The 13,656-nt window shown below is 42.4% G+C and carries 15 protein-coding genes; 13 read left to right on the top strand and 2 right to left on the bottom strand.

The genetic code is table 11. From position 1 onward, the window contains the following. On the bottom strand, positions 1-205 hold a 205-nt coding region (locus tag CXF78_RS04375), incomplete at its 3' end, for an RNA-binding S4 domain-containing protein (protein WP_257984835.1). Between the two features lie 264 nt (positions 206-469). On the opposite strand from CXF78_RS04375, the gene gspC reads away from it, so the two are divergent. The 12 genes from gspC to CXF78_RS04315 all read left to right on the top strand — a co-directional run bounded on the left by gspC (position 470) and on the right by CXF78_RS04315 (position 12,044). After that, entirely contained in the window at positions 470-1,384 is a 915-nt protein-coding gene (gene gspC, locus CXF78_RS04370; RefSeq protein WP_102036094.1) for a type II secretion system protein GspC, read from the top strand. A gap of 24 nt (positions 1,385-1,408) precedes the next feature. After that, positions 1,409-3,538: a type II secretion system secretin GspD gene (gene gspD / locus CXF78_RS04365; RefSeq protein ID WP_102036093.1), complete on the top strand. Its 2,130-nt coding sequence runs from the start codon at positions 1,409-1,411 to the stop codon at positions 3,536-3,538. Between the two features lie 7 nt (positions 3,539-3,545). Continuing rightward, positions 3,546-5,090, top strand: a complete 1,545-nt coding sequence (gene gspE / locus CXF78_RS04360; RefSeq protein WP_374702269.1) for a type II secretion system ATPase GspE — start codon at positions 3,546-3,548, stop codon at positions 5,088-5,090. Positions 5,091-5,093: 3 nt separating this feature from the next. Continuing rightward, a complete protein-coding gene (gene gspF, locus CXF78_RS04355; RefSeq protein WP_011635599.1) occupies positions 5,094-6,326 on the top strand; it encodes a type II secretion system inner membrane protein GspF in 1,233 nt (410 codons plus the stop codon). Between the two features lie 96 nt (positions 6,327-6,422). Further along, complete coding sequence (gene gspG, locus CXF78_RS04350; RefSeq protein WP_011635600.1) at positions 6,423-6,857, top strand: type II secretion system major pseudopilin GspG; 435 nt, start codon at positions 6,423-6,425, stop codon at positions 6,855-6,857. A gap of 1 nt (position 6,858) precedes the next feature. Next, complete coding sequence (gene gspH / locus CXF78_RS04345; RefSeq protein WP_102036091.1) at positions 6,859-7,431, top strand: type II secretion system minor pseudopilin GspH; 573 nt, start codon at positions 6,859-6,861, stop codon at positions 7,429-7,431. Continuing rightward, positions 7,424-7,861 (top strand): type II secretion system minor pseudopilin GspI, encoded by a 438-nt coding sequence (gspI, locus tag CXF78_RS04340; RefSeq protein WP_257984834.1) that lies wholly within the window; start codon positions 7,424-7,426, stop codon positions 7,859-7,861. The genes gspH and gspI overlap by 8 nt, the downstream gene beginning before the upstream one ends. Beyond that, positions 7,842-8,552, top strand: coding sequence for a type II secretion system minor pseudopilin GspJ (gene gspJ / locus CXF78_RS04335; RefSeq protein ID WP_102036090.1), 711 nt, complete (start codon positions 7,842-7,844; stop codon positions 8,550-8,552). Before gspI ends, gspJ begins: the two co-directional genes overlap by 20 nt. Next, positions 8,552-9,538: a type II secretion system minor pseudopilin GspK gene (gene gspK / locus CXF78_RS04330; protein ID WP_102036089.1), complete on the top strand. Its 987-nt coding sequence runs from the start codon at positions 8,552-8,554 to the stop codon at positions 9,536-9,538. The genes gspJ and gspK overlap by 1 nt, the downstream gene beginning before the upstream one ends. 51 nt (positions 9,539-9,589) lie before the next feature. Next, a complete protein-coding gene (gene gspL, locus CXF78_RS04325) occupies positions 9,590-10,795 on the top strand; it encodes a type II secretion system protein GspL (protein WP_102036088.1) in 1,206 nt (401 codons plus the stop codon). A 1-nt stretch (position 10,796) separates the two neighbouring features. After that, positions 10,797-11,273 (top strand): type II secretion system protein M, encoded by a 477-nt coding sequence (locus CXF78_RS04320; protein WP_102036087.1) that lies wholly within the window; start codon positions 10,797-10,799, stop codon positions 11,271-11,273. Positions 11,274-11,282: 9 nt separating this feature from the next. Next, the gene (locus CXF78_RS04315; protein ID WP_102036086.1) at positions 11,283-12,044 is read left to right on the top strand and encodes a type II secretion system protein N; all 762 of its coding nucleotides are present in this window, start codon (positions 11,283-11,285) and stop codon (positions 12,042-12,044) included. Between the two features lie 168 nt (positions 12,045-12,212). Here CXF78_RS04315 and yrfG read toward each other — a convergent pair whose 3' ends face one another. Beyond that, positions 12,213-12,878: a GMP/IMP nucleotidase gene (yrfG, locus tag CXF78_RS04310; protein WP_102036085.1), complete on the bottom strand. Its 666-nt coding sequence runs from the start codon at positions 12,876-12,878 to the stop codon at positions 12,213-12,215. 77 nt (positions 12,879-12,955) lie between these two features. Here yrfG and nudE point away from each other — a divergent pair, with 77 nt between their 5' ends. Beyond that, a complete protein-coding gene (nudE, locus tag CXF78_RS04305) occupies positions 12,956-13,543 on the top strand; it encodes an ADP compounds hydrolase NudE (protein WP_102036084.1) in 588 nt (195 codons plus the stop codon). Positions 13,544-13,656 lie beyond the last annotated feature (113 nt).

The raw sequence follows: 13,656 nt of genomic DNA, 5'->3' as shown, positions 1-13,656 counted from the left end.
TAATCTCTTTATCATCATTACCTTGGCGAAGACGGATTTTTGCACCAGCTTCAGCATTCTTACTGGATTTAGTCCGTTGACCGTTGTAATGTACTTTACCGCCATTGATCATGTCTTTTGCGATAGCGCGGGTTTTATAAAATCGTGCCGCCCATAACCATTTATCGAGCCGAATAAAGCTTTTTTCGGGCTGATTTTGAGTCACATGACCTCCAAAACAGGGATGATTTCACAGACTGAGTAACCTAACTGCCATACAATGTGTGTATTATCGTAATAGAGGGCAATATTATGGCTCTTTTTATGGGCGCAAAGTTAGCATATTTGATGGAGATTCGCCAATCGATATGCTCTGGGGTTGTTGCTTTATCCTGTGTGGGTTAGCATGACCGCTACACATATATTTTCGCATTTTATTAACAATTAGAACAGAGACCTGTACCAAGTCGTATAGAGGGTCCAATAACATATGGATTTATTAGATAAACTGATCACCAACGCTGCAAAAATACCACATAAGCTATTGAGTATGATTGTATTTTGGCTTGGCTTGGTCATTGTGTTGCTACTCGCTGCACAGATCACATGGAAGTTGATGCCAGTATCATCGCAGTCTGCGGTGTGGCAACCATCCCCCATATCAGCAGGCACTGCAAAGCGTATTGAGCTTGCCGGTGTACGTAACCTATTGCTTTTTGGTCGCTTAGACAATAATAGCAATAAACCCAAAGCTGAAGTCGTAGAGCAAATCACCGATGCGCCTAAAACAAACTTGTCTATCCAATTGACAGGGGTTGTTGCGTCTACCGAAGAAGCCCAAGGTTTAGCGGTTATTGAATCAAGTGGGCAACAAGAAACCTATAGCTTAGGCGATAAAATTAAAGGGACTTCAGCTTCTTTAAAAGAGGTTTATGCCGACCGTATTATTATTAGTAATAGTGGTCGTTATGAAACTTTAATGCTGGACGGCCTTAAATATACTACCCAAAGCGAAGCTAACTCCCAGTTGCAACAAGCAAAAGTAGGTCAACAGGTAACCCGAGTTGATCGTCGCGATAATCAACGTTTTTCTGAAGATTTGTCTAATTCTCGTGATGAGTTGTTAGCAGACCCAAGTAAAATTACAGACTTTTTAGCTATTTCACCGGTACGTAATGGTGATGAATTAGCGGGTTACCGTTTAAATCCTGGTACAGATGTCGCGTTGTTTAAGCAAGCGGGTTTTCAAGCTAATGATTTAGCAAAATCAATAAATGGATTTGATCTGACCGATATGGGTCAGGCATTAGAAGTGATGGCACAACTGCCTGAGCTCACCGAAATGGCTGTCATGGTTGAGCGTGAAGGGCAGTTGGTCGAAATCATGTTTAGTTTGCCAGAATAATTTGGCGTTAGAGGATTGAGTAGAATGAATAATAAAGGGATCCGACATAACATTATTGCTGGAATGCTTATGGGCGCTGCAATGATAGCGGCACCGAGTGCTTGGTCGGAACAATATGCCGCCAATTTTAAAGGCACTGACATTCAAGAATTTATTAATATTGTCGGTAAAAACCTCAATAAAACCATTATTGTAGATCCAACAGTACGTGGCAAAATTAATGTCCGTAGTTACGATTTACTTAATGATGATCAATATTACCAATTCTTCCTTAACGTACTTCAAGTGTATGGTTATGCAGTGGTTGAAATGGAAAACCACGTCATTAAAGTCATTAAAGACAAAGACGCCAAAATGGCTTCTATTCGTGTCGCCGATGACAAGTCGCCTGGTGTTGGTGATGAAATGGTCACCCGAATTGTTCCTTTATACAATTCTGAAGCTAAACAACTTGCTCCCTTACTTCGCCAGTTAAATGATAATGCTGGTGGCGGTAACGTTGTTAACTATGATCAATCAAACGTGTTAATGATTTCTGGTCGTGCAGCGGTAGTGAACAAGTTGGTAGAGATTGTTCGCCGAGTTGATAAGCAAGGCGACACCGACGTACAAGTCGTAGCCTTAGATTACGCCTCTGCAGGGGAAATTGTTCGCATAGTCGATACCTTATATCGCTCAAGTGCTAACCAATCACAGCTGCCTGGCCAAGCGCCTAAAGTGGTGGCTGATGAACGCATGAATGCGGTTATTGTCAGTGGCGATGAAAAAAGCCGTCAACGTGTAATCGAACTCATTAAACGCCTCGATGCCGAACAAGCGAGTACGGGTAACACCAAGGTACGTTATTTACGTTACGCCAAAGCTGAAGACTTGGTTGAAGTATTAACCGGGTTTGCACAAAACTTACAAGATAATAAAGAGGGTGCCAGTACTCAGCAAGGCAGCTCAAGTAAGCGCCGTAGTGATATCAATATTATGGCCCACAGCGACACTAACTCACTGGTGATTAGTGCTGAACCAGATCAACTGCGTACCATTGAAAGCGTCATTAATCAGCTTGATATTCGCCGCGCTCAAGTGCTCGTTGAAGCCATTATTGTTGAAATCGCTGAAGGCGATAATGTTGGTTTTGGAGTGCAATGGGGCAGCGAAGCTGGTGGCTTAACGCAGTTTAACAACATTGGCCCAACCATTGGTGAAGTCGGGGCTGGAGTGTGGTCTGCACGTGAAACTGATGGCACAACGGTTACCACTACTTCTGGTGTGGACTCTACCACGACGGTTAATCCAACCTCTGATGGGGATTACACTTTAATCGCGCAAGCATTAGGTAAAGTGAATGGTATGGCGTGGGGAGTGACCACAGGTAACTTTGCGGCGTTAATCCAAGCTGTGTCGAGTGATACAAATTCAAACGTACTAGCAACACCGTCTATTACCACACTAGATAACCAAGAAGCCTCGTTTATTGTTGGTGATGAAGTGCCGATTATTACCGGTTCAACCTCAAGCTCTAACAATGATAATCCATTTCAAACGGTAGAGCGTAAGGAAGTCGGAGTTAAGCTAAAAGTGGTACCGCAAATCAACGAAGGTTCATCGGTTAAATTAACTATTGAACAAGAAGTGTCGGGTGTAAATGGTAACACTGGTGTCGACATCAGTTTCTCTACTCGTCGTTTAACGACCACGGTTATGGCAGATTCTGGCCAAATTGTAGTGCTGGGTGGATTAATTAACGAAGAAGTACAAGAAAGTATTCAAAAAGTCCCAATTCTTGGCGATATTCCTTTTATAGGTCATTTATTTAAGTCTTCTTCTAGTAAGAAAACGAAAAAGAATTTAATGATTTTCATTAAGCCCACCATTATCCGTGACGGTATGACAATGGAAGGGATTGCTGGTCGTAAATATAATTATTTCAGAGCATTACAACTGGAACAACAAGCTCGTGGTATTAATTTAATGCCAAATACTCAAGTCCCAGTTCTTGAAGAGTGGGATCAAGAGGCCTACTTGCCAGATGAAGTGAATGACATGCTTGATCGCTATAAAAGCGGCAAAGGGCTGAGCACCGATATACGTGATTCAGACCCAGCCTTGCGCACTATCGATGAAAACATGCAAAAGGACAAGGCTCAAAACAATGACTGATAGCGTGATGACAGAACCATTAGCCCAAGTATCTAGTGAAGTTGCCATGGAAGTTGTTGAAGGTGATGAGGTTTTTCATTCGACGAGTAAAGAGCGCTTGCCGTTTGCCTTCTCGCACCGCTTTCAATTAGTGTTAGCGAAAGAAAACGAGCAGCTTTGTCTTTTCTATACCGATAACACGCCGCTTAGCGCCATGCTCGAAGTAAGGCGCTACGCAGGTATTGAGTTACCGTTAATTAAGCTAGAAGTGGCTAAGTTTGAAGCTAAATTGACCCTGGCGTACCAAGCTAATTCTTCAGAAGCGCAACAGCTTATGGAAGATATTGGTAACGAAATGGACTTGTTTACTCTAGCTGAAGAACTGCCACAAACAGAAGACTTGCTTGAGGGCGATGATGACGCGCCGATTATTAAATTAATTAATGCGCTGTTATCAGAAGCGATTAAAGAAGAAGCCTCAGACATTCACGTCGAAACCTATGAGAAACAACTCGTTGTTCGTTTCCGTATTGATGGCGTGTTGAAAGAAGTATTAAAGCCAAATCGTAAATTGTCGTCTTTGTTAGTGTCGCGTATTAAAGTTATGGCACGTTTAGACATTGCCGAAAAACGCCTGCCACAAGATGGCCGTATTTCGTTGCGTATTGCGGGTCGTGCTGTCGATGTGCGGGTATCAACTATGCCATCAAGTCATGGTGAGCGTGTGGTAATGCGTTTATTAGACAAAAATACCGGCAACTTAGACTTACAACAACTGGGTATGACACCAGGCATTCGTGAAAAATTCGATGAGTTAATTCGTAAGCCACACGGCATTATTCTTGTTACCGGGCCTACTGGTTCTGGTAAAAGTACCACTTTGTACGCTGGGTTAACGGAAATAAATTCTAAAGATACCAATATTTTAACCGTTGAAGATCCTATTGAGTATGAGTTAGAGGGCGTTGGACAAACTCAGGTAAACACTAAAGTCGACATGACTTTTGCTCGAGGATTACGCGCAATTTTACGTCAAGATCCCGATGTAGTCATGATTGGTGAAATTCGTGATTTAGAAACGGCGCAAATTGCAGTTCAAGCATCTTTAACTGGTCACTTAGTTATTTCAACCTTGCACACCAATACCGCATCTGGGGCAATTACCCGTCTGCAAGACATGGGTGTCGAACCCTTTTTAGTGTCATCAAGTTTGCTTGGCGTGCTTGCACAACGCTTAATTCGAACATTATGCCCACAGTGTAAAGAAGCACATGAGCCTGATGAGCGTGAACGCGAGTTACTGGGTATTACTGCAAACGACACTCGTATCATTTACCGCGCAAAAGGTTGTAAGGCCTGTGGTCAAAATGGTTATCGTGGTCGAACGGGTATTCATGAGTTACTTATCGTTGATGATAATGTCCGTGAGTTAATTCATGGCGGCAGGGGCGAATTAGCCATTGAAAAATATGTGCGTAAATCGATTCCAAGTATTCGCCATGACGGCATGAGTAAAGTACTCGCTGGTGTGACAACGCTAGAAGAAGTATTACGCGTTACACGCGAGGAGTAATCAATGGCGGCGTTTGAATACAAAGCCCTTGATAGCAAAGGCAAGCAACAAAAAGGTGTGATCGAAGCAGATACCGCGCGACATGCAAGAAGCCAGCTGCGTGAGCAGCGCCTTATGCCGCTGGAACTTCAGCCTGTTAGTGAAAAAGAAGCACGTTCACAGCGTGGCGGTTTTAATTTAGCAAACCTATTTAAAAAGCGTATTTCCGTTGCCGAACTGGCATTGATCACACGCCAAATCGCAACATTAGTGGCCGCAGGCTTACCGATTGAAGAAGCGTTAAAAGCCGTGGGGCAACAGTCTGAGAAAGATCGCTTAGGTAGCATGATTATGGCGGTGCGTTCGCGGGTGGTTGAAGGTTACAGCTTAGCAGACTCAATGGCCGAATTTCCGCATGTATTTGATGACTTATACCGCGCGATGGTAGCGTCGGGTGAGAAATCAGGCCATTTAGAAGTAGTGCTTAATCGACTTGCCGATTACACAGAGCGTCGTCAGCAACTCAAATCCAAGCTTACTCAAGCAATGATTTACCCTATTGTATTAACCGTGGTCGCTATTGGTGTTATTGCCGTGTTATTGGCTGCTGTGGTGCCAAAGGTTGTTGGGCAGTTTGAGCACATGGGCCAAGAATTACCTGGCACAACTCAGTTTTTGATTCTTGCCTCAGATTTTGTACAACATTGGGGGGTTGTGGTCGTACTGCTTATTTTTGCTGCTATGGTGATGTTCCAGCGGCTGCTGACCAATCCGATTATGCGGATGAAATATGATACAGCTCTTTTGCAAATGCCCGTAATTGGCAAAGTCAGTAAAGGGCTTAATACCGCCCGATTTGCGCGAACATTAAGTATTTTGTCAGCCAGCTCGGTCCCATTACTTGATGGGATGCGAATTGCCAGCGAAGTTTTGCAAAATGTTAAGGTGCGCGCTGCTGTTGATGAGGCTACGGCGCGAGTCCGTGAGGGAACTAGTTTAGGCACGGCGTTGACTAATACTAAGCTATTCCCTGCAATGATGTTGTATATGATTGCATCGGGTGAAAAAAGTGGCCAGCTTGAAAACATGTTAGAACGTGCAGCAGACAACCAAGACCGAGAGTTCGAGTCGAACGTTAATATTGCATTGGGAGTATTTGAACCTATGCTAGTCGTGAGTATGGCATCGGTTGTATTATTTATTGTAATGGCCATTTTACAGCCTATTTTAGAGTTAAATAACTTAATCAGCGGCTAGTTTTGAAGTTGTGTATCTTGGTGGGATAACCGTATACCAAGATTAATACTTAATTTTACGCACGAATATATAGACAATTTTTAGAGGAAGTAATTAATGCAACATAATAATAAACAACGTGGTTTCACCTTACTCGAAGTAATGGTGGTGATTGTTATTTTAGGTATTTTAGCGTCAATGGTTGTGCCCAATCTGATGGGTAACAAAGATAAAGCCGATCAACAAAAAGCGGTATCAGATATTGTGGCATTAGAAAATGCATTGGATATGTATAAGTTAGATAACAGTATTTATCCAACCACAGAACAAGGTCTCGATGCGTTGGTGCAAAAACCTACCTCGTCACCAGAGCCGCGTAATTTCCGTGAAGGTGGGTATGTTAAACGTTTACCACAAGATCCATGGCGCAGTGACTATTTATTATTAAGCCCTGGTGAAAATGGCAAAATTGACATCTTCAGCGCAGGACCAGATGGACAACCAGGTTCTGAAGACGATATCGGAAGCTGGAATTTACAAGATTTCCAATAAGATGATTCATCATCGTCAAGCCGGTTTCACTTTATTAGAGGTGTTAATTGTGGCATTGCTAATGGGTTTGGTTGCCTCTGCGGTAACCATGTCTATTAGTGTTGCTGGGCCGGAACAAATGCTCAAAAAACAGGCGCAACGTTTTATGACTGCAACTGAGATGGTACTTGATGAAAGTGTCTTAAGCGGTCAGTTTATTGGCATTGTGATTGACGAAGATCAATATCAGTTTGTGTTTTATAAAGAAGGTAAATGGATGCCTGTTGATCAAGACCGGCTATTATCGGCCAAAAAAATGGATGCCGGTATTACCTTAGATATTGTGATCGATGGCATGCCATTAGTTCAAGAAGACGAGCAAAATGAGTCTTGGTTTGATGAGCCTTTTATCGACGAAGAGAGCGAAGAAGATAAAAAGAAACATCCTGAACCGCAAATTTTATTGTTTCCCAGCGGAGAGATGACTCCCTTTGAACTGGGTTTTAATACGATCAATGATGACCGTCAGCCAGTCAATGTGCTGGTTGTGGGTGATGCGTTAGGTCGCTTAACATTAGGGCGTGTAGATGAATAAACTCACATCATATCGACGCCCTCAATACTGGAAAGTTAACAGCTCAGCTATTAAAAGCTTACGCGGTAAGAATCGTGGTATGACTTTACTTGAAGTTATCGTTGCTTTAGCGGTGTTTTCCATTGCAGCGGTATCGGTTACCAAAAGTTTGGGCGAACAAATGGCGAACATGCCCATTTTAGAAGAACGAACGTTAGCGCAATGGGTAGCCAGTAATCAAATGGTCGACGTGCGTTTACCTGGTACCTTTCCTGATATAGGCCAAAAAACGGGTCAGTCAGAGCTCGCAGGTCGTGAATGGTATTGGCGCCAAGAAGTGATTAAAACCACCGATGATAAATTTAGAATGATCCGTATTAGCGTCAGTGACGACGACAAATTTAAACGCGTAGTGGCTCAGGTAAGCAGTTATGTCCATAACAAAGCCTAGGAATTTTAGCGGCTTTACCTTACTCGAAATGCTTATCGCGATTGCGATTTTTGCCATGCTGGGTATCGCGGCAAACTCAGTATTGTCGACGGTAATGAAAAATGATGAAGTGACCAAAGAGTTTGCTACTCGGCTTAAGTCATTACAGCAAGGTTTTGGTGCGTTAGAGCGTGATTTGGGCCAAATGGTGGCGCGTAGCCCTAGATTATTTGAAGGTGATCGTGGCAGCCGTTTTTTTCAGGCTGGCGATAATATTCTCGACTCAGAAACCGAAGCACTGGTATTTTACCGTTTGGGCTGGTTAAACCCCGATGGCATGTTACCTAGAGGAAGTCTGCAATCGGTTGCTTATGTGGTTCAAAATGGCCGCCTTGAGCGTTGGTATTATCCTTATCCTGAACCTGTATCAGGTGCTGAGCCATTAAAAAGCGTGGTTATTGACCATGTACTGTCAATTGAGTATTCGTTTTATATGGATGATAAATGGCAGAAGCAAGTTGATGGAACCGTGATGCCAAAAGGGATTGCGATGGAAATAGAATTAGAAGGTTTGGGTAAAATTCAGCGTCGTTTTTTACTGCCTAAAGGTGCACCAGCAACTAAGTCTGACAACGATAGTGGTAACAATCGTAACGGTTCAAATAGTAAAGATGAAAATGATATCGCAGCCGATGATGGGAAATCCTCATAATGGGCGGCCAAAAGCAACGCGGGGTTGCATTAATAGTAGTGATGCTAATTGTTGCTATGGTGGTGATTATCGCCACCAACATTAGTAGTCGTAATCAGCTGTCAATGCGCCGAACGCTTAATCTAGCACAATACGATCAGGCTTATTGGTATGCCCTTTCTGCTGAAGAGCTGGCGATGAAAGTGCTCAAGCAAGATTTTGAAGATTCAGAAGGAACTGTACATTTACAACAGTATTGGGCCTTGGCCAATGTGGCATTTCCGGCTGAATACGGTGAAATTGTCGGTGAAATACAAGATATGCGGGCATGCTTTAATGTTAATGCCGTTGGTCAGGCATCGGAAAAAAACAAAAATGGTCAGCCCGAAATGACCGTTGCAGCCATACAGTTTCAATCGTTACTGATCAGCTTAGGGGTTGATGAGTTTGGCGCAGAGCAATTAACGTCAACCCTTAAAGATTATATCGATGAAGACACGTTATCTGGCCCATATGGTGCTGAAGATGCCGAATATGAATCGCGTAATGTACCATATCGTGCAGCCAATACCTTAATGCAGCATCGCAGTGAGTTACGTGCAGTGTTAGGATTCAGCCAAGATGTTTACCTGAATCTTTTACCTTATGTATGTGCAATACCTGGTGAAGACAGCCAATTATTAAATGTAAATACCATTAAGGTTGAGCAAGCTGCTTTACTGGCAGCAATGCTAGAAAATAAAATATCAGTCAGCGAGGCTGAAAATATTATTAACAATCGTCCAGCTGATGGATATGAAAAAATTGAAGAGTTTTGGGAAGGATCGTCACTTAGTGGCATAAAATCCGAAGCGAATGTAAAGTCGAGTTTTGTGGTTGATAGCCAGTACTTTTTATTGAAAGCTGGCGCCAAAGTCGATACAGCAATATTTCGAATGGAAAGTGTCCTGAAGCGTAATGGTAAAGATTTAGATGTGCTCACCCGTCAGTATGGTGGCCAACAATAATAACAAATTCATTGCGTAACAATACGTATTGAGATCGGTGGAGAATAAACAGTGTCTGAACGGCTATTTATCCGGTTAGGAAAATCATCAGAACACCCATGTTCGTGGCTTGTATGGTCAGAACAAGAGCAAGAGATCATCGCTTCTGGTGAATTATCTGATGCCGCCAGTCTCAGCACTTTAGCTGAGCGTGCGGGTAATCGTCCTGTTGATGTACTTGTGCCTGCGGCCAACATGACATTGACACAAATTATGTTGCCCGAAAAAGGCCAACGCCAAGCATTAAAGGCGTTGCCATACATGTTAGAGGAATCATTAGCGACGAATGTAGACAATATGCATTTTGTTGTTGGGCCTCGTGAAGGTGAGCAGCTTAATGTGGCTGCAGTGGCACATGAGCAAATGCAAATATGGCTTGAATGGCTTCATCATGCAGGCTTAAAAGTAAAACGTATCGTGCCAGATTGTTTAGCGTTGCCGTTAGAGCAATGTCGTTGGGCAGCAATGAGTGTTGGTAGCGAGTATTTAATCCGAACGTCTGAAGGTAGCGGTGTTAGCGTGCCTAAAGCATGGTCTGCATTTGCACTGCCAAAGTTATTAATAGCTGCAAAACCTAATGATAATGAATCGATTAGTGTTGCAAGCTACAGTGACGATATTGTATTTGAAGGTGTGGAGATTAATAACAAGCCACTAGATTTACCGATGATGGTACTAGCAAAAGGCATTTTGAACGCCCCAATCAATTTACTAAGTGGCATTTATAAACCTAAGCATGAATACAGTAAACAGTTACTCACCTGGAAAAATGCGGCGATTGTAGTGATGATTGCGATTGTTTTAGCCTTAGCAAATAAAGGCATCGCCATCCATCAACTGAATAATCAGACCACAGAGCTGCAAGCTCAAAGCGAAATGATTTTTAAACAAGCCGTGCCGGGTGTTAACCGTATTGTTAATATGCGATCACAAATGGGCAGTGAATTACGCAGCATGCAAGGCCAAGGTGGCGGAGCCGAATTTTTTGAAATGCTAGATGGTTTAAAGCCTGCATTTAGTAAGGTGCCAGAACTTAAACCGAACACTTTGCGTTACGAAGCCAATCGTAATGAGTTACGAATGCAAGTCACAGCAAAAACGTACGGCCAAATAGATACATTTAAAGAGCTTGTTAGCAAAGACTACCTCCTCGAAGGTGGTGCCATGAATAGTAGCGAAGAAAGCGTTACCAGTACGCTGACGTTAAGGAATAAATAACATGGAAAACATGCGTAGTTGGTGGCAAGGTTTAGTCATTAGAGAACAACAACTTGTTGGTTTTTGTGCAGCAGTATTGGCAATTGGCATTATTTATTGGGGCATTTGGACACCCATTTCGAATGCTCAAGAAACTGCCGAACGTGATAACAGCGCAGCGCAACAAACGTTAAATTATGTTAAACAAACCGCCAATAAAATAGCGGGTCTGAAACAAGCGGGTGTGCAAGCTAAAGTCCATGGCAGTTTAAGTTCTGTGGTAAATCAAACGGCCGGACAATATAAATTAGAGATCACCCGTATGCAGCCGCAAGGCGATAAAATTCAGCTATGGATGGATGACGTACCATTTGATGCGTTACTGGGTTACTTACATGACTTAGTAGAGCAAAAGGGCTTAACGTTAGACAGCGTAGATCTAACCGAATCAGACGTTGCTGGCTTTGTAAAAGTAAGACGTATTCAGCTTTCTCAGTAAGGATTTTTTGTGAGCTTATTTTCAAAAATAGTCATTGGCGTCATTATTTACCTAGCGTTTTTATTGGTTTATTTACCGGCGAACTGGTTAGTCAGTATCGCTCCGTTACCTAATAATGTGTTTATCACAGGTGCCGAAGGTACGCTTTGGCAAGGAAAGGCGGCGTTAATCACTATTGAACAACGCCAAATAGAACACGTTAGTTGGCAGTTAAGTCCATGGGGATTACTGCTTGGTAAAGCCGATATCGATTTTAATATTGGTAATCGAGCTACGGCTGTTAGTGGTAAAGGTAGTGTGAGTTGGTCGTTATCTGGGGTGAGTGCGAAAAATATTCGCCTTGATCTACCCGATAGTTTTTTATTAGCGGGCGCCCGTTTACCTTTTAAAACCCAAATTGATGGCGATGTGAGTTTAATGGTTGCAGTGCTAGAGCAAGGTAAACCATGGTGCGAACAATTAAACGGTAAATTATTTTTAAATAACACCAATGTTAAAAATCAATATGGTGTGTACCCTTTAGGTAACATTGCATTGGGGCTCAGTTGTCTTGATGGTCAATTACAAATTGCCACTGATGAAACCCAAAACGTATTAGGCTTAACGGGAACCGCTATTCTAGGCGAGTCAAACTTGGTTAAAGTAAGTGCTAAAATTAAACCGACCGATGCCCAACCTAAAGATTTACGCGATTCGTTATCCTTTTTAGGCCGACAAGACAGCCAAGGGTATTACCCTATCAACTATCAAGGCGTTGTGCCTGGCTTATAAAATCGGTTGATATTTGAATAACTAATGCCTTGATATCACTATCAAGGCATTTTTATATCGGCAATAATTTATCGAATAACCTTATCAACTACTTTATTAACTATGTTCAGACATCAACCGCTATTTAACGATCATTCACTACTTGAGTCGTTTTTATAGCGACATCGTTTATACCGATTTAAGTGCCAGTGATAGCGGCTGGTAATCAGTAATCGCTGGGAAGTCGGCAAATTCAATATGAGGTTTCTGGCTATCGGGATTTTTAATCCCGAGTTGATAACCTATACCTGCCTTTTTCGATGCCGCTAATATCACTTCGCTGTCATCAATAAATAAACACCGTGACGGATCCAAGTTGAACTTAGTCAGTGCATACTGCCAAAATTGCGGATGTTCTTTGGGATAACCGCTTTCATGGCTCGATAACATTTTATCTAAACCGTGGCCTAAATTGGTATGAGTTAGCTTAAGCGCTAAGCTTTGAGGGTGAGCATTGGTAAACAAAATGCGTTGTTTGCTTGCCCCTGCTAATGCTTGTAAAAAGGGCATACTGTCTTGGCGAAGTTTAATTCTGTCTGCCGATGCATGGTGTAGCGCCAAAATATCGAGTTGTAAATAGCGTTGCCAGTAATCAAGACAATACCAATCTAAGGTTCCTACCACATCATAATAAGCTTGTTTGACGAGTGTATTGGCTTCATCCAAGCTTATTTGGCGTTGCATGCTTAATTGTTGCGGTACAAGATGTAACCAAAAGTGGTTATCAAAATGCAGATCAAGCAAGGTGCCATCCATGTCGAGAAGCACCGTATCTATTTTATACCAAGGAAACATGTAAATTCCGGTTGTAGAATATACCTAGAATAGTAAGATTGTACCCTGTATATATTAATTCGTCACATGAGGCTTCAATGACACAGCGGCATAAAAAGCCGGAAATCCTGCATACTGAAATTGTTGCCAAAAGCAGACTGTTTCAAATCGAGCAGGTACACCTTAAGTTTTCTAATGGCGTAGAGCGTCAATATGAAAGAATGAAGGGCGGTAGCAGAGGTGCTGTGATGATTGTGCCTATTCATCAAGGTAATTTACTATTAGCTAGTGAATACGCAGCCGGCACTGATAATTATGAGCTCGGTTTTCCTAAAGGGTTGATAGATCCTGGCGAAACGGCAGTTGAAGCCGCTAATCGTGAGCTTCAAGAAGAAATTGGTTTTGGCAGTTATCAATTGACTCATCTAAAAGAGTTATCACTTGCGCCAGGCTACTTTTCCAGCAAAATGCATATTTTTGTCGCTGAAAAACTGTACCCTAGCCGTTTAGAAGGGGATGAACCTGAGCCAATAGACGTGATCCCTTGGCCATTATCTGATTGGCAGTTATTACTCGAAAATGTTGATTTTTCAGAATCTCGTAGTGTTAGTGCGCTTTTTTTAACTCAGCAATATCTCAATAAACCAACAGATAATCTTACAAATGAAGTCAACGGCGTAAAATAGATTATTCACTAGTGGTATTGAGTTAGTCATTAAACAGCAACATCGAATAGGCAATAGCCTTATTTATTGGTGTCCTTGTGAGGTCATCTTTATCGAATCCAGCAATGGGAGTA

Source organism: Shewanella sp. 11B5, from assembly GCF_002836795.1.
In the GTDB taxonomy this organism is placed as follows: Bacteria; Pseudomonadota; Gammaproteobacteria; order Enterobacterales; family Shewanellaceae; genus Shewanella; species Shewanella frigidimarina.
Note: the sequence above shows the minus strand (reverse complement) of the source record. Positions and strands in the feature narration are given on the sequence as shown.

Bases quoted from the DNA above. Each gene is read 5' to 3' on its own strand.
- gspC (WP_102036094.1), top strand. From the start codon at position 470: ATGGATTTATTAGATAAACTGATCACCAACGCTGCAAAAATACCACAT.
- gspD (WP_102036093.1), top strand. From the start codon at position 1,409: ATGAATAATAAAGGGATCCGACATAACATTATTGCTGGAATGCTTATG.
- gspE (WP_374702269.1), top strand. From the start codon at position 3,546: ATGACAGAACCATTAGCCCAAGTATCTAGTGAAGTTGCCATGGAAGTT.
- gspF (WP_011635599.1), top strand. From the start codon at position 5,094: ATGGCGGCGTTTGAATACAAAGCCCTTGATAGCAAAGGCAAGCAACAA.
- gspG (WP_011635600.1), top strand. From the start codon at position 6,423: ATGCAACATAATAATAAACAACGTGGTTTCACCTTACTCGAAGTAATG.
- gspH (WP_102036091.1), top strand. From the start codon at position 6,859: ATGATTCATCATCGTCAAGCCGGTTTCACTTTATTAGAGGTGTTAATT.
- gspI (WP_257984834.1), top strand. From the start codon at position 7,424: ATGAATAAACTCACATCATATCGACGCCCTCAATACTGGAAAGTTAAC.
- gspJ (WP_102036090.1), top strand. From the start codon at position 7,842: ATGTCCATAACAAAGCCTAGGAATTTTAGCGGCTTTACCTTACTCGAA.
- gspK (WP_102036089.1), top strand. From the start codon at position 8,552: ATGGGCGGCCAAAAGCAACGCGGGGTTGCATTAATAGTAGTGATGCTA.
- CXF78_RS04320 (WP_102036087.1), top strand. From the start codon at position 10,797: ATGGAAAACATGCGTAGTTGGTGGCAAGGTTTAGTCATTAGAGAACAA.
- yrfG (WP_102036085.1), bottom strand. From the start codon at position 12,878: ATGTTTCCTTGGTATAAAATAGATACGGTGCTTCTCGACATGGATGGC.
- nudE (WP_102036084.1), top strand. From the start codon at position 12,956: ATGACACAGCGGCATAAAAAGCCGGAAATCCTGCATACTGAAATTGTT.